The following is a 19780-nucleotide window of genomic DNA, read 5'->3' as shown; positions in this document are numbered from 1 at the left end:
CCTGGTATTCGTCCGAGCGCCCGAACAGCGGGCGCTCGTGTACGCCAGCTGTATTCAGCAATCAGTCAAGCGCAGGAAAATCGCTGCCAGGTGCTCGATACCTACCTGATCTTCTGATGTAAAACGCGCCAGTTTCGGACTGTCCAGGTCAAGCACCCCCACCAACTTCCCATCCTTGATCAACGGGACAACCAGTTCGCTGTTGGATGCGCTGTCACACGCAATATGTCCGGAAAACGCATGAACATCTTCCACTCGTTGAGTTTGCCGCGTAGCCGCGGCAGCCCCGCAAACGCCTCGGCCAAAGGGGATTCGCACACAGGCGACCTGCCCTTGGAACGGTCCGAGAACCAGCTCTTCGTCACGATTAAGATAGAAGCCCGCCCAGTTCAAATCATCGAGCTGATTGAACAGAAACGCAGAAAACTGCGCCGCGTTGGCAATGAAATCCCGTTCATCAGCCAGCAAGGATTCGAGCTGCGCACATAGCATCGCGTACCCATCGAGGCCCATACCGGCCTGCCGCAAATCGATCATGCCTGACGCTCCAGTAGTTTCAGGCCCACCCAATAGCGGGCGAACTGATAGGCACAACGACCGTTTCGATTTCCCCGCCCCGTGGCCCAACGCACCGCAAGGATGTCCAGATCCTCATCCCGCTGCCATTGCAGGCCAGCCTTGCTCGCCAGTTCGCCGATCCAATGCTCGACCACGTCGAGGAAATGCCCCTGGCTGAACGGATAGAACGACAACCACAACCCAAAACGGTCGGACAGGGCAATCTTGTCTTCTACTGCTTCGCTTGGATGGAGCTCGCCATCCACCCTCTTCCAGTTCTCATTGTCACTCTGGTTTTCCGGGACCAGGTGGCGACGGTTGGAAGTAGCGTACAGCAGAACGTTTTCCGGAGCCTGTTCCAAAGAGCCATCGAGTACACTTTTAAGAACCCGATAATCGCTCTCGCCGGCCTCGAAGGACAGATCATCGCAGAACAACACAAAGCGTTGCGGCAAAGTGACCAATTGCTCAACTACCCGCGGCAAATCCGCCAGGTGATCACGCTCGATCTCGATCAGCCGCAGACCCGCCCTGGCATGCTGCGCCAGCAAGGCGCGCACCAGCGAGGATTTACCGGTACCTCGCGAGCCCCAGAGCAACGCATGGTTGGCCGGTAACCCGTCGAGAAATTGCTGGGTATTGCGCGCCAATTGTTCACGTTGTTTGTCTACACCGATCAAATCGGACAAACGCATGTCCAGACTGACCTGCAGTGGCAACAAAAAACCGCTGCGACCTTCACGCTGCCAACGGGCCGCAAGGCAGTGTTCCCAATCAATGGCTTGGCGGGGGGCAGGCAACAACGGTTCCAGACGAGCGAGCACCGCATCGGCCCGTTCAAGAAAGGCATTCAATCGAGAATCCACGACTATTCCTCTGGCAAGTTCTTGTAAAAGATGGCGTATTGGCAACCTGACGCAGCCCCGAGGGCCGCACCTGAATAAATCGACTCACGCCGGACAAGGCCGATGCTGTGGATGTTCAGCTATGCTTGCCGGGCGAAAGGAAACGTAAAGTGGTTCAGCACTCGATGGATATCAAGTTCGCCCACCGCTTGTCTTATAAACAAGCCAGACTGACTGTGCTGGTCGGTTTCGTGCTGGGAACCTTGCTCAGTTTGATCCAAATCGGCATCGATTATGCCAGCGAAGACGCGTCTATCAACCGTGAAATACGCTCCCTGATTGAAATCAGCCATAACCCCGCTTCACGCATTGCCTACAACATCGACGCGGAGCTGGCCCAGGAGTTGACACGCGGCCTGCTGCACTCTCCCGCTATCACCCGTGCGCAACTGATCGATAACACCGGCATGGTCCTGGCTGACGTTGCTCGCCCGCGCCAGGAAAGCAGCTACCGTTCCATCAGTGATTTCTTGTTCGGGGCCAACCGTCAGTTCGAAGACCGGCTTTATCTCACGCCTATGCCTGGCGAGCCCTTGGGCGTCTTGCGCCTGGATGTAGACACCTACACGTTCGGAAGCCGCTTCCTGCATCGTGCCGAGATAACCCTGTTCAATGGGTTTGCCCGCAGCCTGCTCCTGATAGTCATTTTATTGGGGTTGTTCTACGTGATGCTCACGCAACCGCTGGTGCGAATCATCCGTGAACTGAGTACTTATGGCGCCCACAACGGCTCGCGCAACCGCCTGGAGTGCCCGCCGGGGCACGCGCATGATGAAATCGGCGTACTGGTCAGTGTTGCCAACCAGCAATTCGAAAATATGGACACCGAAATACAGCAGCGGCGTCAAGCTGAAGACCGCCTGACTGAATACCTCGGGCAACTGGAAAATATTGTTTCGACACGCACGACCGAACTCAAGGCGATCAACCATCGATTAAGCCAGTCCAACAAAGAGTTGGAGGCGGCGAAGATGATGGCCTTGGGCATGGCTCAGGCCCGGGCCGCTTTCCTGGCCAACATGAGCCACGAAATCCGTACCCCACTCAATGGCTTGCTGGGGATGATCGCCCTTTCCCTGGACAGCCCGCTCAATACCGAACAACGGCAACAGCTTTCAATTGCCCACGACTCCGGCAAAGTCCTGGTGGAACTGCTCAACGACATCCTCGACCTGTCCAAGTTCGATGCCGGCCAGTTGGAACTGGAGAGCATCCCGTTCGACCTCGGTTCATTGGTGGAGGACACTGCCAACCTGCTCTCGCAAAACGCCGCACCGAGTGTCGAACTGACCTGTCTGATCGCCCCGGGGTTTCCCGCCCAAGTCATCGGTGATCCGACTCGAGTCAGGCAGATCGTCAGCAACCTGCTGTCCAACGCCTTGAAGTTCACCCGCTTCGGCCGGGTCGATGTACGCCTCGGCATGCATCAGGGCGGTGTGCGCATCGAAGTGTGCGATACCGGCATCGGGATTGCGCAGGAGGCTCAGGTGAAGATTTTCCAACCCTTCACCCAGGCCGGCGCCGGCATTACACGACAGTTTGGCGGGACTGGCCTGGGCCTTGCCCTGACTCATAACCTTTGCGAAGCCATGTGCGGCCGCCTCAGTATCAGTTCGCAGGTGGGATTTGGCAGCCAATTCTGCGCCGACCTGCCATTGCCGGCCTGTACCCCGGCCGTGGAATTAAACCCTCTGACAGGCGAAGTGGCAGTGATTACCGGGACCAGCAGTGGCCTGGCAGAATTGGTGAACTTGTTGTTGCCCGCCTGGGGCTTGAACCCGCGTTGCTACACTATCGATGACGACCTGAGCAGACTCACTCCCGACCTGTTGATTGCCGACTGCCCTGAGTGCCTGTTCCAACTGCGGCCAGCCATCGACGCCCCGATTTTGTTGGTCACGGCCTATGGCAACTTCATGCCTAGCGAAGAGGTGGCCGCCCTCGCCCCGCTGCAGCAGCAGGCACGTCCACTGAGCCGCAATGCGCTGTATCAGATACTGCAGCGCACTTTGCGCGCCGGCACCGACACCGTGCTTGACCTTACCCAACTGGAAAGCGGCCCAATCGCCTACCGGGCCCGAGTCCTGCTGGTGGAGGACAACCTGGTCAACCAATTGGTTGCCAAAGGTATGCTGGGCAAGCTCGGCTGCGAAGTAATCGTGGCAGCTCACGGTGGCGAGGCGCTGAAATTGCTGGAGGGACAGCGTTTCGACATGGTGTTGATGGACTGCAACATGCCGGTCATGGATGGCTACGAGGCGAGCCGGCAAATTCGCCGCAGCGGTCGCTGGCCTGAGCTGCCAATTGTAGCGCTGACTGCCAACGCCCAGTCCGAAGAGCGGGAACGTTGCCGGGCAGCGGGCATGAACGACTATCTGGCCAAGCCATTTCATCGGGAAGAACTTAATGCCCTACTCGACCTTTGGGTACCGATTACGTCAAGTCTCTGAGTTGCCTGAGCAACTGATCCAGATCTCGGCGCAACGCCTGAGCCTGACTCAGGTCCACGCCACTGTCACACAACAAGCGGGCCTTTAGCGGCAGGACGTGCTCACGCAGCTCTATGCCCGCTTGTGTGAGACTCAAATGCACCTCGCGTTCATCACTGGTGCCACGTTGCCGCCTGATCAATGCCAACTGCTCGAGACGCTTGAGCAGCGGTGTAAGCGTGCCGGAATCGAGCAATAGCTGCGTCCCCAAGGCCTTGACCGTGGGCTGCGCAGTGGCCGTCTCCTGCCATTGCCACAACACCAGCATTACCAGATATTGCGGATAGGTCAGGCCCAATTGTTCCAGCATCGGTTTATAAGCACGCGTTACCGCCCGCGAGGCAGCGTACAGTTTGAAGCACAACTGATTATCGAGAACCAGGGACTGAGTGTTCATTTGAGTAGCGCTTCAATCTCTCGGGTCAGTTCCTGTGGCTTGGTGGTCGGGGCAAAACGCGTGACCAGTTGTCCATCGTGGCCGATCAAGAACTTGGTGAAATTCCACTTGATGCCCTTGGAGCCCAACAACCCCGGAGCCCGTTGTTTCAATTGCACAAACAATGGGTGAGCAGCATCACCGTTGACATCGATTTTTTTGAACAGTGGAAAGCTCACGCCGAAATTCAGCTCGCAAAACTCGGAAATAGCGCCTTCGCTACCCGGCTCCTGTTTGCCAAACTGATTACATGGAAAGCCCAGCACCACCAGGCCTTGATCCTTGTACTGCTGCCAGAGCTGTTCCAGCCCCTTGTACTGCGGGGTGAATCCACATTTGCTGGCGGTATTGACCACCAGAATTGCCTTGCCGGCAAAGTCCGCCAAGGTCTTTTGCTCGCCCTTGATAGTGGTGCAGGGAATAGTCAGCAGGTTGTCGCTCATGACGGCGTCTCGAAACGCAAAGATGTAAAAACATAGCGAGCAATTAAATTGTGTGCAATTTAATTGATTGCGCTGATACCCCGGTATAACTCTTCACGACAGGAGCGAGCTGGCTCGCCCCCGCGCAAGGTGATCGGCTAGCGCGGTACCAGATCCAGGCACACCGAGTTGATGCAGTAACGCAAACCTGTCGGCGGCGGACCATCTGGAAAGACATGCCCCAGGTGTGCATCGCATTTGGCACAGGTGACTTCGGTGCGAATCATGCCGTGGCTGACATCACGGATTTCGATCATTGCGTTATCGGCAATCGGCTCGTAGAAGCTGGGCCAGCCACAACCGGCATCAAACTTGGTTTTTGAATCGAATAATGGCTCATTGCAGCAAATGCAATGGTAGAGACCATCGGTAGTAGTGGCGTTGTACTTTCCAGAAAACGGCCGTTCGGTGCCTTTGAGACGGCACACCTGATACTGCGCCGGATCCAGCATGTCCTGCCATTCTTGAAGGGTTTTCTGCAGCTTATCCATCGATACACCTCGGCAACTGAAAAAGCCTGATCTGTGTCTTTTCCAGGGATCAGGCGGCACGTATGATTGCGCCTCTGTCAAACTGCCAGTCTGGCACCCGCGTTATCGGCATTCAAACGTATTTATGGGGCAAGCCAACGCAGGATTCCCGGCACTGTCATCTACACTCCGTCCGGATCGTTCATTTTCAGGATCACATCGCCATGCAGGTCAGCAAATCGAACAAGCTCGCCAACGTCTGCTATGACATTCGCGGCCCAGTGCTCAAGCACGCCAAGCGCCTGGAAGAGGAAGGCCATCGCATCCTCAAGCTGAATATCGGCAACCCGGCGCCCTTTGGTTTCGAGGCGCCGGACGAAATTCTCCAGGATGTGATCCGCAACCTGCCCACCGCCCAGGGCTATAGCGACTCCAAAGGCTTGTTCAGCGCACGCAAGGCGGTGATGCAGTACTACCAGCAAAAACAGGTAGAAGGTATCGGCATCGAAGACATCTACCTGGGCAACGGCGTATCCGAGCTGATTGTGATGGCCATGCAGGCCCTGCTCAATAACGGCGACGAAGTGTTGGTGCCTGCCCCCGATTATCCGCTCTGGACTGCCGCCGTGACCCTGGCGGGCGGCCATCCCGTGCATTACCTATGCGACGAGCAAGCCAACTGGTGGCCGGACCTGGCAGACATCAAAGCCAAGATCACACCCAATACCAAGGCCCTGGTGATCATCAATCCGAACAACCCTACCGGCGCCGTGTATTCCCGGGAAGTGCTGCAGGGGATGCTGGAACTGGCTCGCCAACACAATCTGGTGGTGTTCTCCGACGAGATCTACGACAAGATCCTGTATGACGACGCCGTGCATATCTGCACTGCCTCCCTGGCACCGGACCTGCTGTGCCTGACGTTCAATGGCCTGTCCAAATCCTACCGGGTCGCGGGCTTCCGCTCCGGTTGGGTTGCGATCTCTGGCCCCAAGCATAACGCCCAGAGCTATATCGAAGGCATCGACATGCTCGCCAATATGCGCCTGTGTGCCAACGTGCCAAGCCAGCACGCGATCCAGACCGCCCTCGGCGGATACCAGAGCATCAATGACTTGGTGCTGCCAGCAGGTCGCCTGCTGGAACAGCGCAACCGCACCTGGGAACTGCTCAACGACATTCCCGGCGTCAGTTGCGTCAAGCCCATGGGGGCGCTGTATGCCTTTCCACGGATCGACCCGAAGATATGCCCGATCCATAACGATGAGAAATTCGTACTCGACCTGCTGCTCTCGGAAAAACTGCTGGTGGTCCAGGGCACGGCGTTCAACTGGCCATGGCCCGACCACTTCCGCGTGGTGACCTTGCCACGAGTGGACGACCTGGACATGGCCATCGGTCGCATTGGCAACTTCCTGAAGTCTTATCGCCAGTAACGGCTTTTCGGCTGTACGACCTGCATCAGGTCGTACAGCGATTATCTGGCAACACATCCGCGGCCGGACCTCTACCGCCCCCTGCAAAGACTCTGCTTCATCACCCCGCTCCCGGCACATCCCTGCAATCACGGGCCGCAAAGGCTACCGCGCAGTAATTTTCATCTGTCTGCAAGCTCGGAAAAGCCCTTCAAGGCTCTGCGCTCATGCTGTAGGACACAGTTTGAAATAGTCGCCCGGTTGAATAGCCCAGTGCCGCACCTTATATACCCCGCAGTACGCGACATATTTAGCATGAGGAGAATTCTACAACCATGATGCGCATCCTGCTGTTCTTGGCCACTAACCTGGCGGTCGTGCTGATTGCCAGCATCACCCTGAGCCTTTTTGGCTTCAACGGGTTCATGGCGGCCAACGGGGTTGATCTGAACCTTAATCAGCTGCTGGTTTTCTGTGCGGTCTTTGGTTTTGCCGGCTCGATTTTCTCGCTGTTCATCTCCAAGTGGATGGCGAAAATGAGCACCAGTACCCAGATCATCACCCAACCGCGCACCCGCCATGAGCAATGGTTGCTGCAGACCGTCGAGCAATTGTCTCGCGAAGCCGGGATCAAGATGCCCGAGGTCGGGATTTTTCCGGCCTATGAAGCCAACGCATTTGCCACCGGCTGGAACAAGAACGATGCTCTCGTTGCCGTCAGCCAGGGTTTGCTGGAACGCTTCTCGCCCGATGAAGTGAAGGCCGTACTGGCTCACGAAATTGGTCACGTGGCTAACGGTGACATGGTCACCCTGGCACTGGTGCAAGGCGTGGTGAACACCTTCGTAATGTTCTTCGCGCGGATCATCGGCAACTTCGTCGACAAGGTGATCTTCAAGAACGAAGGCGGCCAGGGTATCGCTTACTACGTGGCGACCATCTTTGCCGAACTGGTCTTGGGCTTCCTCGCCAGCTCCATCGTGATGTGGTTCTCGCGCAAACGGGAGTTTCGTGCCGACGAAGCCGGTGCCCAATTGGCCGGTACCAATGCCATGATCGGCGCCTTGCAACGCTTGCGCTCCGAACAGGGATTGCCGGTGCATATGCCCGACACACTGAATGCCTTCGGCATCAACGGTGGTGTCAAGCAAGGCCTGGCCCGGATGTTCATGAGTCACCCGCCGCTGGAAGAGCGTATCGACGCACTGCGTCGTCGCGGCTGATCCAGGGCAGCAACGAAAAGGGGCGATCGAATCGCCCCTTTTTCGTGGGCGCCGTTTACGCTCTGATTAACTGGTAAACCCGCTCCTCAAGCCGTCTGGCGCCCGCCTGAACGAACTTGGGACTCTCCTCCAGAATATCGCGCCGCTCCAGTGTACTCAGACGCCAGTGCGCCCCCAGCAGTGTCTGCACCTCGACATCGTCCACCGCAAACGGCGGACCAGCCTTCTGCCCTTGGTCATAATCCAGAGTGATCAACAGGCCACTGCTGCCTTGAACGAACAATGCGTTCAAATGGCCGGCATATTGCTCGCGCATCGACTTCGGTAAGGCGATCAGCGCCGCCCGGTCATACAGTGCGGTGCAACCTGCCACATCATCGGCAGTCAATGTGAAAAAGTCCCCGCACCACAACTCGACCGCTCCCGCCTGATAGACCTTGAATGCGCCTCGCTGACTGATGCTCGCGGTCAGCCTTTGCTCGCAGAAAAACTCTTCAACGGCCTTCTGCGACAGCTCGACACCCACCACCCGATGCCCCTGATTGGCCAACCACATCAAGTCCAGGCTTTTGCCGCACAACGGCACCAGCACCCTTGCGTCATGCGCAAGCGCCAGGCTCGGCCAGTACCGTTGCAGGTACGGGTTTACCTCTGGCAGGTGAAAGCCAATCTGATTATGTGCCCAGCGCTCATGCCAAAACGTGGAATCCATGATTCCCCCTGAAAATTCGATCAAATAACACTAAAACTTATATTGGATTTAGATCAGTGATCCGATTGAAGATGGCCCCATCTTAACCTTGAGGAGCCTGCTCATGCTGCCCAGCCTGTATATCTCCCACGGATCGCCCATGCTTGCGCTCCAACCCGGCGCCAGCGGGCCCGCACTTAAGCGCCTTGCCGCCGAGTTGCCTCGACCCAAGGCGATTGTGGTGATGTCTGCCCACTGGGAAAGCCAGGAACTGCTGGTCAGTGGCAGCCCTGCGCCCGAGACCTGGCACGACTTCGGCGGTTTCCCGCGAGAATTGTATGCTGTGCAGTATCCAGCCCCAGGCAATCCAAAACTGGCACAACAGATTATCGAGTTGCTCGCAGCCAATGACCTGAAAGCGCGTATCGATGATCAGCGCCCTTTTGACCATGGCACCTGGGTGCCCCTGTCGTTGATGTACCCGAGCGCCGATATTCCGGTGGTGCAAATATCGCTTCCCAGCCATTTGGGTCCAGCCCCGCCCGTGCGAATCGGGCACGCCCTTGCCGGCCTGCGCGGGCAAGGCGTGCTGCTGGCTGGCTCAGGCAGTATTACCCACAACCTGGCGGAACTGGATTGGCAGGCCGGCACGGACAGCGTTGAGCCCTGGGCACAGGACTTTCGTGATTGGATAGTCGACAGGCTGACCGCTGGGGATGAAGCCGCATTGCACGACTACCGACGACAGGCGCCTCATGCAGCACGCAACCACCCCAGCGATGAGCACTTACTGCCCCTGTATTTCGCACGCGGCGCGGGGCGGGTGTTCAGCGTTGCACATCAAGGATTCACCCTCGGCGCGCTAGGCATGGACATCTATCGTTTCGACTGACCCCGGTATTAAGACAAAAAAAATCCCCGAACCAGTCGGGGATTTTTTATGGACGATCAATCAGCTCAAGAGCCGATCAATCTTCGCGATAGCGACGCAGCTTGAGCTGTTTGCCGGCAACGCGGGTGTCCTTCAGCTTGGTCAGCAGTTTTTCCAGGCCATCTTCCGGCAGCTCGACCAAGGAGAAGCTGTCACGTACCTGGATACGACCGATCGCTTCACGTGCCAGGCCACCCTCATTGAGGATAGCGCCCAGCAGGTTCTTGGCGGCGATGCCATCACGCGCGCCCAGCGCGGTACGGCAGCGAGCACGACCTTCGGCCAATGGAATCGGAGCACGACGCTCGCGGTCACCACGGTCCGGACGGTCGCCGGAACGCTCTGGACGATCACCGCGCGGAGCGTTGTTCGGTACCAGTGGGCGTTCTTTCTCGATGGCTGCCAGCGTCAGCGCCTGACCATTGGTGGCCTTGCGCAGCAAGGCAGCAGCCAGGGCACGCGGGGTGCAACCGATATCGGCGGTCAGGCGATCCAGCAGATCGCCATGAGTCGCTTCAGCGTCAGCTACCAGCGGCGACAGGCTGTTGGTCAGCTTTTTGATGCGCGCATCGAGAACAGCCTGGGCATCCGGCAGACGGACTTCGGCAACCTTCTGACCGGTTACACGCTCGATCACTTGCAGCATGCGGCGCTCACGTGGAGTGACCAGCAGCAGTGCACGACCTTCGCGGCCCGCACGGCCGGTACGGCCGATACGGTGAACGTAGGACTCAGGATCGTAAGGCATGTCAACGTTGAACACGTGGGTGATACGTGGGACGTCAAGACCACGGGCAGCAACGTCGGTCGCCACAACGATGTCCAGGCGGCCATCCTTGAGGGAGTCGATCACGCGCTCACGTTGGTTCTGGGCAATGTCACCGTTCAGCGCAGCGGCTTTGTAGCCCTTGGCTTCCAGGGCACTGGCCAGGTCCAGGGTCGCTTGCTTGGTGCGCACGAACATGATCAGGGCATCGAAGTCTTCGACTTCCAGCAGACTCAATACAGCGGAGGTCTTCTGGTCAGCGTGAACCAACAGGTGAGCCTGTTCGATCGCGGTAACGGTCTGAGTCTTGGTCTGGATCTTTACGTGTTGCGGATCGCGCAGATGGCGCTCTGCAATGGCACGGATCGACTGTGGCAGGGTGGCCGAGAACAATACGGTCTGACGGGTCGGTGGCAGTGCCTTGAAGATGACTTCCAGGTCATCCATGAAGCCCAGCTTCAACATTTCGTCGGCTTCGTCCAGAACCAGGTGGTTCACGGTCGACAACACTTTCTCGTCACGACGCAGGTGGTCGCACAGACGGCCCGGGGTGGCGACAACGATCTGTGCGCCATTACGGATCGCTTTCAGTTGCGGGCCCATAGGTGCGCCGCCGTAAACGGCCACAACAGTAACGCCCGGCATTTGCTTGGCGTAGGTTTCGAAAGCGGTTGCTACTTGCAGCGCCAACTCGCGGGTTGGCGCCAGGATCAGGGCTTGCGGCTCGCGCTTGGCAGGATCGATGCAATGCAGGATAGGCAAAGCGAACGCGGCGGTTTTACCGGTACCGGTTTGCGCCTGGCCAATCATGTCCTGGCCGGCCATGATGATCGGGATCGATTGCTGCTGAATAGCCGAAGGTTCTTCGTAGCCAGTCGCGATGACAGCTGCAAGAATGTTCGGGTTAAGATTAAAAGCGGCGAAGCCGCCGGTTTCCTGGGTCATGGGTCTGCCTCTAAGTGCATCCGCAAAGACCCATGCTCCAAAGCTGCGCATGCCGTGTTGAGACTCAAGAGTCGCCCTGGCTGCTTTGTCGGCGGGGATTTGCGAAAACGAATGAATGAAAAAGATTCGTCAAGGGAGAGTCCGCTGTGCGGACGAGCAGCCGAAGCTGACTTCGGGGAATTGCGCTACCTAAACGCGGCCCGGTTAAAGGCCGGCGCGCACTATACCGGAAATCCCTGAAAAAGGGAGCTTTTTTTATCGAAAAACACCATTCAACTGCTCTGTGTCACAGGCTTTGCGCTTCCTTGCAAGAGCGTCTATTTTTCAAAGGCCCGGCCCTGTTGGTCATGACGCTTAAACGCTTCACCTTTTGCAGCGGGCCCTTCGGTCCGAAACTGCCCTTCGCGCCTGAGGACACCGCCATGATTCACGCCAATAGCAGCCGCGTCAGCCGTGAACAGCAAGGACATGTGCTGCTGCTGGGACTCGATCGCGTGGCCAAGCGCAATGCCTTCGACCTGGACCTGCTCAACGAACTGAGCCTGGCCTATGGCGAATTTGATCGCAATGACGAGGCCCGCGTGGCGGTGGTGTTCGGCCATGGCGATCACTTCACCGCCGGCCTTGACCTGGCTAATGTCGCCCATACCATGGCCCAAGGCTGGCAACCACCGCTGGGCGGTTGCGATCCCTGGGGCGTGTTTGCAGGGCCACGGGTCAGCAAACCGGTGATCGTCGCCGTTCAGGGTTATTGCCTGACCATTGGTATCGAGCTGATGCTGGCTGCGGATATCAACCTGTGTGCCAGCAATACGCGATTTGCCCAGATGGAAGTGCAGCGCGGGATCTTTCCCTTCGGCGGTGCGACCCTTCGCTTCCATCAGATCGCTGGCTGGGGCAATGCAATGCGCTGGCTCCTGACCGGCGACGAGTTTGATGCCCATGAAGCTCTGCGCCTGGGCCTGGTGCAGGAGGTCATGGCCAGCGAAGACCTGCTGCCCCGCGCCCTGGAACTGGCCAACCGCATTGCACGCCAGGCGCCGCTGGGCGTGCAGGCCACCCTGATGTCGGCACGCCAGGCGCGCATGGAAGGCGAAACCGTGGCGGCCGCCGCATTGCCGTCGATGGTGGATAAATTGCTTAACAGCGAGGATGCCAAGGAAGGCGTGCGGGCGATGATCGAGAAGCGGCCGGGGGTGTTCAAAGGTATATGAATACCCTGATTTGACCGCATTCCTACAGGATGCACGCGGTCAAATGTGGGAGCGGGCTTGCTCGCGAAAGCGTCGGTACAGACGCCTAGGTCGCCGGCCGAATCGCCTTGATCAGCGGCTGCAACGAATAGCCCAAACGCGGTGCCAAGGCTTCGGCACGAGCGGACAGCGCCCCCAGGTCCAATGCCTGGTCCAGCTCCGAAGGCACCAGCAAGATCACATTGCCCTCCTTCACTGGCAGCTCCCAGTAATGCCGGTGATACAGCCCGCGCAACAAGGCTGCCCCCAAGGGTTTGCCATCGTCAGTGGCCCACTGATTGATGACCAGCCAACCGCCGCAGTTGAGCTTTTTCTGACAGTTCTCCAGAAATGCCCAGGCCAAATGACCGACTCCCGGCCCGACGTCGGTATACAGGTCGACGAAAATCAAGTCCGCTGGCTCCGCCGTCTCCAGCAACTCCAGCGCATCGCCGACGCGGATATACAGGCGCGGATCATCATCGAGCCCCAGATATTCGATGGCCAGGCGTGGCACATCCGGGCGCAACTCGATGGCTTCGACATCTTCCAGGGGCAGGAACTTGAGGCAGGCCTGGGTCAGCGTCCCGGCACCCAAGCCGAGAAACAGCGCGCTTTCAGGCTGCTCATGACACAGCGCGCCGATCAACATGGCACGGGTGTAGTCGTACTCCAGCCAGCTCGGATCGGCGGTGAACACACAACTTTGCTCGATGGCATCACCAAATTCGAGAAACCGGTAATCGGCCACTTCCAGTACACGGATCATGCCAAAATCATCGTGGACCTCGGCCAGCAGGCGCTCGACGCGCTCCTCTGTCATCACTACTCCTAACGTTGCGGCACGGCAAAGGCGCGATTGTCGGCCAACTGGCGACAACAGGTCACGCACTAATTGCTGATAATATTGGCGCCCGACCGCCAACCAACCAATCGAGTTCATGATGAGCCAACCCTGGAGCCCCGACAGCTGGCGCACCCTGCCGGTCCAGCAACAACCCCAGTACCCCGATCCCGCGCATTTGCTGCAAGTGGAGCAGAATCTGGCCAGCTACCCACCCCTGGTATTTGCCGGAGAGGCCCGTGAACTGCGCCGTCAGTTTGCCGAGGTGACCCAGGGTCGTGCGTTCCTGCTGCAGGGCGGCGATTGCGCCGAAAGTTTCGCCGAGTTCTCGGCAGCAAAGATCCGCGACACCTTCAAGGTGCTGCTGCAAATGGCGATCGTGATGACCTTCGCTGCCGGTTGCCCGGTGGTAAAGGTCGGGCGCATGGCCGGCCAGTTTGCCAAGCCGCGCTCGTCCAATGATGAAACCATCGGTGGCATTACGCTGCCGGCGTACCGCGGCGACATCGTCAACGGCATCGGCTTCGACGAAAAAAGCCGGGTGCCGGATCCCGACCGCCTGCTGCAGTCCTATCACCAGTCCACCGCCACCCTGAACCTGCTGCGGGCTTTTGCCCAGGGCGGTTTTGCCGACCTGCATCAGGTCCATAAGTGGAACCTGGACTTTATCGCCAACTCCGCCCTGGCCGAGAAGTACAGCCAACTGGCGGATCGTATCGATGAGACCCTGGCGTTCATGCGCGCCTGTGGCATGGACAGCTCGCCACAATTACGTGAAACCAGCTTCTTCACCGCCCACGAAGCCCTGCTGCTCAATTACGAGCAAGCGTTCGTGCGCCGTGACAGCCTGACCAATGATTACTACGACTGCTCGGCCCACATGCTGTGGATCGGCGACCGCACCCGCCAACTCGATGGCGCCCATGTCGAGTTCCTGCGGGGCGTCAACAACCCGATCGGGGTCAAGGTCGGTCCGAGCATGAACCCGGACGACCTGATTCGCCTGATCGATATCCTCAACCCGGATAACGACCCCGGCCGCCTGAACCTGATTGCGCGCATGGGCGCCAACAAGGTTGGCGATCACCTGCCTGAGCTGATTCGCGCCGTACAGCGCGAAGGCAAGCAAGTGCTGTGGAGCAGCGATCCGATGCATGGCAATACAATCAAAGCCAGCAGCGGCTACAAGACCCGCGACTTCGCGCAGATCCTTGCTGAGGTGAAGGAATTCTTCCAGGTGCATGAAGCCGAAGGGACCTACGCCGGCGGGATTCATATCGAGATGACCGGACAGAACGTCACCGAATGCATCGGCGGCGCGCGACCGATCACCGAAGACGGGCTTTCAGACCGCTACCACACCCATTGCGATCCGCGGATGAATGCCGATCAGTCGCTGGAGTTGGCGTTCCTGATCGCCGAGACACTGAAACAAGTCAAACGCTAAACAACAGTGCCGCCCGCAACCGGGCGGCACTGGGCCGCAGGCAATTGAGCCGAACCTGTTCAAGCCCCAGCCAATCGGCCATTTGCCGCAGACTCAGAGCCAGCGCCTGCATCCCCTGCTCATCCAGGCCCGGCTCCTCCTCATGCACCGCATGCACCGCCAGACGCCCCGAAGCCCGCTCGGCGCGCAAGTCGACCCGCGCGACAATCCGCTCGTTGTGCAGAAACGGCAATACGTAGTAGCCGTACACCCGTTTGTCTTGCGGGGTATAGATTTCCAGTCGATAGCGAAAGTCGAACAGACGCTCGGTACGGCTACGCTCCCAGATCAGCGAGTCAAACGGTGACAGCAACGCGCTGGCCGACACCTTGCGCGGGATTTTCGGTTCGGGCACACAATAAGCCATCTGCCTCCAACCCTGGACCTGACAGGTGAGCAACTGGCCGTCCTCGACCAGTTCAGCCAGGCGCTCACGGCTATCCAGAGGGTCCAGTCGAAAGTAATCGCGCAAATCCTTTTCAGTGCCCACGCCTGTCGCCGTCGCAGCGTGCAGCAACAATCCGCGCTGTGCCTCGGCTTCACTGAGAGGCGCCTGCTGCAGAATCGCAGCGGGGATAACCCGCTCCGGCAAGTCATACAGCCGTTCGAAGCCACGCCGCCCGGCGACTGTCACCAAACCTGCGGCAAACAGCCATTCCAGGGCATGCTTCTCATCGCTCCAGTCCCACCAGGGCCCGGCCCGCTCTTCACGGGTCGACAGGCTGCCGGCGCCCAATGCGCCCTGTTGCTCGACGATGTCCAGCACCCGGCGAATAGTGGACTGTTGCTCACGACCGAAACGCGCCATTTGTTGATATATACCTCGCCCCTCACTGGCGCGCTGCATACGCCAACGCATCAATGGGTAGAGCGTGATCGGCAACAACGAAGCCTCATGCCCCCAATACTCGAACAGCGAGCGTTTGCGTCCCAGGCTCCAGGCCGCCTGCTCAAGAATGAGCGGGGAGTAACTGCCCAGACGGGAAAACAGCGGCAAGTAGTGCGAACGCACCACGGCATTGACCGAATCGATCTGCAATACACCCAGCCGATCAATCAAGCGATTGACCTGCGCTGCCTTGACCTGCGCCGGCGGCTGGCGCCCATTGAAGCCTTGTGCGACCAGCGCCAGGCGCCGCGCCTGCTTGAGGGAAAGGGACAGTTCGGCGGGCATGTGCATCTCCTTTGTGTGCTCGCAAACTACCTGACTACCCTAGTTGTTGTGTAGCGCGATTTCGTCATTTACCCAGCGGGTCACTCCAGAAGTGCCGGTGACGTTCACGCTCGACATCTGCACGAGTCAGTCCGATGTCCTTGAGTGACTCATCCGTCATGCTTGCCAGAAACTGACGCTCGCAATGCAATGCATACCAACGGGACAGCCGCTGAAACAGCCTGGGAAACGGCCGTTTAATCATCAACACATAACCTCTTTGACCTTTCATCATCTCGCCCTCCAGTGGGGATGACTGAAGTCTGTGCCTGGCGCTATGATCAATCCAACGAATGTTTCTTATGAAATACATCTTGGAGATTGATCAATTGCCCAGCTACCCGAGCATCGACACCGAAGTGCTGCGTACCTTCGTCGCTATCGCCGATCAGGGTGGCTTCACCCGCGCCGGCGAACAAGTCAACCGCACGCAGTCGGCAGTGAGCATGCAGATGAAGCGCCTGGAAGAAGACGTGCTGCAACGCAAGCTGTTCGAGCGCGATGGCCGGCAAGTCAAACTCACGCCGGAGGGCCAGGTGCTGCTGGGGTATGCGCGACGCATCCTGAAGCTGCACAGTGAGGTGTTCAATACGCTGCGCGAGCCGCATATGATCGGGCTGGTGCGAATCGGTACCCCGGACGATTACGTAATGCGATTTCTACCGGGCATCCTCAAGCGCTTTTCCAAGGCCTACCCACTGATCCAGATTGAAATGCACTGCGAGGCGTCTCCCATATTGATGCAGCGCCGAGACCTCGACCTGACCGTAGTCAGCCGCGCCCAAGGCGATGACATCGGCGAGCTGCTACGTCTTGAACGGATGGCCTGGGCCGCGTCTACATGCTTTTGCCTGGATGAGCACACCACCCTGCCCCTGGCCATTTCAGGCATGGACAGTTTTTGCACCCAATGGGCCCGCGCCGCGCTGGACGCCCAAGGCCGGGAATATCGCCTGGCCTATCACAGCTCCAACGGTGCCGCGATCCAGGCGGTGGTCGGCGCTGGCCTGGCGGTGACGGTCAGCATGGAGAGCCTGGTGAACGAAGAGCTGCGGGTCTTGGGGCCAGCCGAAGGTTTCCCGCCCTTGCCTTCGGTCAACCTGCGCCTGCTGCGCAATCCACACACCACTTCGCCCATCACCGAGTGCCTGGCGGACTACATCATCGAAGGCTTTAAACTTTAAAGGTCAGCATCGCCGCACACACCACCAGAAAGCCGCAGAACAGGCCACGTAGCAACCGTTCGGGCAAGGCGTGGGCCACCTTTACCCCCCAACTGATACTCAGCAGGCCGCCGGCGGCCAGGGGCAATCCGATCAGCCAGTCCACCTCCTGATGCCAGGCATACGTTACCAAGGTGACGCCGGTGCTGGGCAACGCCAGTGCCAGGGACAAACCCTGGGCCACCACCTGGCTGGTGCCGAAAATGCTGGTCAGGACCGGCGTCGCAACCACTGCCCCCCCTACACCGAACAAGCCGCCCATCGATCCCGATACCGCACCCAGCACTCCAAGCCATGGCCAGGAATAACGCATCTGCGCCGAAGGCGGCGCATTGCTGGTGAACATGCGCACCAGATTGTAGGCCGATAACGTGAGCAGAAACGCAATAAAGCCGATACGCATGACACCAGCATCGATGCCCACCGCCCAAATTGATCCCAACCAGGCGAAGCAAAAACCCATCAGCCCCAGCGGCAAAGCGTGACGCAACTCAATACGATTACGTTGGTGGTAACGCCACAGCGCAAGCATCACATTCGGCACCACCATCACCAGCGCCGTGCCCTGGGCAATTTGCTGGTCCAAGCCGAACATAACACCCAACACCGGGATGGCAATCAAGCCGCCACCAATGCCGAACAAGCCTCCGACCGTGCCCAACGCCACACCCAGCACCAGGTACATCGCCATATCAACCACTACGTCTTGCTCCATTACCCAATCCTTGCATGCTACGCCGCCAGGTCTGGCGCGCAAATGCACAGCAACGCACAATGGCTATGCCAATTTCGCACAAGCGCAGGCCTTATGAATCCCAACTTCTTGACCGACCAGCTCGGATTATTTCTGGATGTGCTAGAGACGGGCAGTTTTTCCGCGGCCTCGCGACGCCATCCGCTAACACCTTCGGCCGTGGCCCGGCGCATTGATAGCCTGGAAAACTCCGTAGGCAGCCGGCTGTTTATGCGCAGCACTCACGCGGTCGTTCCTACACCCGCAGGGCTGGCCTTTGCCGAACGGGCGCGGCGGATCGTTCGCGAACTGCAACTGGCCCGGGCCGAAGCGGTGTCCTTGAGTCATGCGCCTGAGGGCCTGATTCGCGTGGACGCCCCTGCTGCGTTTGGCCGGCGCCACCTGGCGCCAGCTATCGCGGATTTTCTCAACGTGTATCCAGGCCTGGACGTACATCTGCACTTGATCGACAGCTTTGTCGACATGCAAGGCGAACATTTGGGCAAGGTTGACCTGGTATTGCGCGCGGGGCATATCGTCGATAGCCGCCTGATTGCCACCCCGCTGGCCAGTATCGTGCGCATCGCCTGCGCCAGCCCGGCATACCTCAAAAGCCGCGGCACACCGACCCATCCCAGCCAGTTGGATGAACACGACGGACTCGACTGGGAAGGCCTGGCTCCAATGTTTGCCTGGCGCTTCGAGCTGGATGGACGCAAGAACACCTTCCGTCCGCGGCGAATCCGCATGAGTGCCAATAATGCCGAGGCCCTGTTGTCTGGTGCCCTGGCCGGATTGGGCGTCGCCCATCTGCCCACGTGGTTGGCCAGCGAGCATTTGGTACGCGGCGAACTGGTGCCCTTATTCTGCGAAAACGGCTTGCCAAGTGCAGAAACGGCGGGCATTTATGCACTGCGCCTTGAGCAGCACGCCAATGCGCGCAGCCGATTACTGCTGGAATACCTCAAGGCCCGCTTCAGCCCCGTTCCACCCTGGGATCTGGCTTTGCAAGGCGGCTTGGGCTGACATCAGCCAAAACGCATCCTGCGGTAAAAACAACGCCCACAAAAAGCCCGACACAGTGGTCGGGCTTTTTGCGTGTCGGTAACGCCAGAGTTACTTCTTGGCGCGACCTTTGTACGAACCACCTTCACGGGTGTCGATCTCGATCAGGTCGCCGATTTCGATAAAGTCAGCCACTTGCAGCTCGGTACCGTTAGCCAGTTTGGCAGGCTTCATCACCTTGCCCGAAGTGTCGCCACGAGCGGAACCTTCGGTGTAGTCAACCTTACGCACAATAGTGGTCGGCAGCTCTACGGAAACCAGGCGCTCTTCGAAGAAAATAGCTTCGCAAACGTCGGTCATGCCTTCTTCGATGAACGGCAGAACGGCTTCGATATCTTCAGCGTTCAGCTCGTACATGGTGTAGTCGGTGGTGTCCATGAACGTGTAGGTGTCGCCGCTGATGAACGACAGGGTCGCTTCTTTGCGGTCGAGGATCACATCGTCCAGTTTGTCATCGGCGCTGTAGACGATCTCGGTCTTGTAACCGGTCAGCAGGTTCTTCAGCTTGGTCTTCATGATTGCGCTGTTACGACCAGACTTGGTGAACTCAGCTTTCTGAACCAGCCAAGGGTCGTTTTCGAGACGGATCACTGTACCGGGTTTCAGTTCTTTACCAGTTTTCATTGCGAATATCCGAAATTTGGATGGGATTTACAAAAATCAAGGTCGCGTA

At 58.6% G+C, this 19780-nt stretch carries 20 protein-coding genes; 8 read left to right on the top strand and 12 right to left on the bottom strand.

The window, feature by feature from the left end; all coding sequences use genetic code 11:
* Positions 1–54: 54 nt before the first annotated feature.
* Positions 55–537: a GAF domain-containing protein gene (locus tag OQ460_RS08970; RefSeq protein ID WP_410021454.1), complete on the bottom strand. Its 483-nt coding sequence runs from the start codon at positions 535–537 to the stop codon at positions 55–57.
* Entirely contained in the window at positions 534–1424 is an 891-nt protein-coding gene (locus OQ460_RS08965) for an ATP-binding protein (protein ID WP_410021453.1), read from the bottom strand. Before OQ460_RS08965 ends, OQ460_RS08970 begins: the two co-directional genes overlap by 4 nt.
* Positions 1425–1588: 164 nt before the next feature.
* Here OQ460_RS08965 and OQ460_RS08960 point away from each other — a divergent pair, with 164 nt between their 5' ends.
* Positions 1589–3913: a hybrid sensor histidine kinase/response regulator gene (locus OQ460_RS08960; protein ID WP_410021960.1), complete on the top strand. Its 2325-nt coding sequence runs from the start codon at positions 1589–1591 to the stop codon at positions 3911–3913.
* Here OQ460_RS08960 and OQ460_RS08955 read toward each other — a convergent pair.
* From OQ460_RS08955 to msrB, 3 genes are all read right to left on the bottom strand, one after another.
* Positions 3897–4349 carry a MarR family winged helix-turn-helix transcriptional regulator gene (locus tag OQ460_RS08955; RefSeq protein WP_410021452.1) on the bottom strand — a complete coding sequence of 151 codons (453 nt, stop codon included), beginning with the start codon at positions 4347–4349 and terminating at the stop codon, positions 3897–3899. The genes OQ460_RS08960 and OQ460_RS08955 overlap by 17 nt on opposite strands.
* Entirely contained in the window at positions 4346–4831 is a 486-nt protein-coding gene (locus OQ460_RS08950) for a glutathione peroxidase (protein ID WP_410021451.1), read from the bottom strand. The genes OQ460_RS08955 and OQ460_RS08950 overlap by 4 nt, the downstream gene beginning before the upstream one ends.
* Positions 4832–4968: 137 nt before the next feature.
* A complete protein-coding gene (gene msrB / locus OQ460_RS08945; protein WP_410021450.1) occupies positions 4969–5361 on the bottom strand; it encodes a peptide-methionine (R)-S-oxide reductase MsrB in 393 nt (130 codons plus the stop codon).
* A 203-nt stretch (positions 5362–5564) separates the two neighbouring features.
* Between msrB and OQ460_RS08940 the strand changes: the two genes are divergently transcribed.
* Entirely contained in the window at positions 5565–6776 is a 1212-nt protein-coding gene (locus tag OQ460_RS08940) for a pyridoxal phosphate-dependent aminotransferase (protein WP_410021449.1), read from the top strand.
* 314 nt (positions 6777–7090) lie between these two features.
* Positions 7091–7978, top strand: a complete 888-nt coding sequence (gene htpX / locus OQ460_RS08935; RefSeq protein WP_084378201.1) for a protease HtpX — start codon at positions 7091–7093, stop codon at positions 7976–7978.
* Between the two features lie 55 nt (positions 7979–8033).
* On the opposite strand, the gene OQ460_RS08930 is transcribed toward htpX, so the two are convergent.
* Entirely contained in the window at positions 8034–8690 is a 657-nt protein-coding gene (locus tag OQ460_RS08930) for a thiopurine S-methyltransferase (RefSeq protein ID WP_410021448.1), read from the bottom strand.
* A 103-nt stretch (positions 8691–8793) separates the two neighbouring features.
* Between OQ460_RS08930 and OQ460_RS08925 the strand changes: the two genes are divergently transcribed.
* Complete coding sequence (locus OQ460_RS08925; protein ID WP_410021447.1) at positions 8794–9561, top strand: DODA-type extradiol aromatic ring-opening family dioxygenase; 768 nt, start codon at positions 8794–8796, stop codon at positions 9559–9561.
* Between the two features lie 76 nt (positions 9562–9637).
* Here the strand turns inward: OQ460_RS08925 and OQ460_RS08920 are convergent, their stop codons facing one another.
* Positions 9638–11311 (bottom strand): DEAD/DEAH box helicase, encoded by a 1674-nt coding sequence (locus OQ460_RS08920; protein ID WP_410021446.1) that lies wholly within the window; start codon positions 11309–11311, stop codon positions 9638–9640.
* Positions 11312–11733: 422 nt separating this feature from the next.
* Here OQ460_RS08920 and OQ460_RS08915 point away from each other — a divergent pair, with 422 nt between their 5' ends.
* Positions 11734–12525, top strand: a complete 792-nt coding sequence (locus tag OQ460_RS08915) for a crotonase/enoyl-CoA hydratase family protein (protein ID WP_410021445.1) — start codon at positions 11734–11736, stop codon at positions 12523–12525.
* Between the two features lie 85 nt (positions 12526–12610).
* Here OQ460_RS08915 and OQ460_RS08910 read toward each other — a convergent pair whose 3' ends face one another.
* The gene (locus tag OQ460_RS08910; protein WP_410021444.1) at positions 12611–13366 is read right to left on the bottom strand and encodes a spermidine synthase; all 756 of its coding nucleotides are present in this window, start codon (positions 13364–13366) and stop codon (positions 12611–12613) included.
* Positions 13367–13487: 121 nt separating this feature from the next.
* Here OQ460_RS08910 and OQ460_RS08905 point away from each other — a divergent pair, with 121 nt between their 5' ends.
* Positions 13488–14834, top strand: a complete 1347-nt coding sequence (locus OQ460_RS08905; protein WP_410021443.1) for a class II 3-deoxy-7-phosphoheptulonate synthase — start codon at positions 13488–13490, stop codon at positions 14832–14834.
* Here the strand turns inward: OQ460_RS08905 and OQ460_RS08900 are convergent.
* Together OQ460_RS08900 and OQ460_RS08895 are read right to left on the bottom strand one after the other, a co-directional pair.
* Entirely contained in the window at positions 14824–16047 is a 1224-nt protein-coding gene (locus OQ460_RS08900) for a winged helix-turn-helix domain-containing protein (protein WP_410021442.1), read from the bottom strand. The two genes, OQ460_RS08905 and OQ460_RS08900, sit on opposite strands and share 11 nt — an antisense overlap.
* A gap of 64 nt (positions 16048–16111) precedes the next feature.
* Positions 16112–16318 carry a DUF1127 domain-containing protein gene (locus tag OQ460_RS08895; protein WP_410021959.1) on the bottom strand — a complete coding sequence of 69 codons (207 nt, stop codon included), beginning with the start codon at positions 16316–16318 and terminating at the stop codon, positions 16112–16114.
* 70 nt (positions 16319–16388) lie between these two features.
* Here OQ460_RS08895 and OQ460_RS08890 point away from each other — a divergent pair, with 70 nt between their 5' ends.
* On the top strand, positions 16389–17270 hold the full coding sequence (locus tag OQ460_RS08890; RefSeq protein WP_410021441.1) for a LysR family transcriptional regulator: 882 nt from the start codon (positions 16389–16391) through the stop codon (positions 17268–17270).
* Here the strand turns inward: OQ460_RS08890 and OQ460_RS08885 are convergent.
* Positions 17260–18009 (bottom strand): sulfite exporter TauE/SafE family protein, encoded by a 750-nt coding sequence (locus OQ460_RS08885; protein WP_410021958.1) that lies wholly within the window; start codon positions 18007–18009, stop codon positions 17260–17262. The genes OQ460_RS08890 and OQ460_RS08885 overlap by 11 nt on opposite strands.
* A 108-nt stretch (positions 18010–18117) precedes the next feature.
* Here OQ460_RS08885 and OQ460_RS08880 point away from each other — a divergent pair, with 108 nt between their 5' ends.
* Positions 18118–19068, top strand: a complete 951-nt coding sequence (locus OQ460_RS08880) for a LysR family transcriptional regulator (RefSeq protein WP_410021440.1) — start codon at positions 18118–18120, stop codon at positions 19066–19068.
* Positions 19069–19158: 90 nt separating this feature from the next.
* On the opposite strand, the gene OQ460_RS08875 is transcribed toward OQ460_RS08880, so the two are convergent.
* Complete coding sequence (locus tag OQ460_RS08875; protein WP_410021439.1) at positions 19159–19731, bottom strand: elongation factor P; 573 nt, start codon at positions 19729–19731, stop codon at positions 19159–19161.
* Between the last annotated feature and the right edge of the window lie 49 nt (positions 19732–19780).

The sequence above is a fragment of the Pseudomonas imrae genome, assembly GCF_046352735.2.
Lineage (GTDB): Bacteria > Pseudomonadota > Gammaproteobacteria > Pseudomonadales > Pseudomonadaceae > Aquipseudomonas > Aquipseudomonas imrae.
This window is presented reverse-complemented; position numbering and strand designations above follow the sequence as displayed.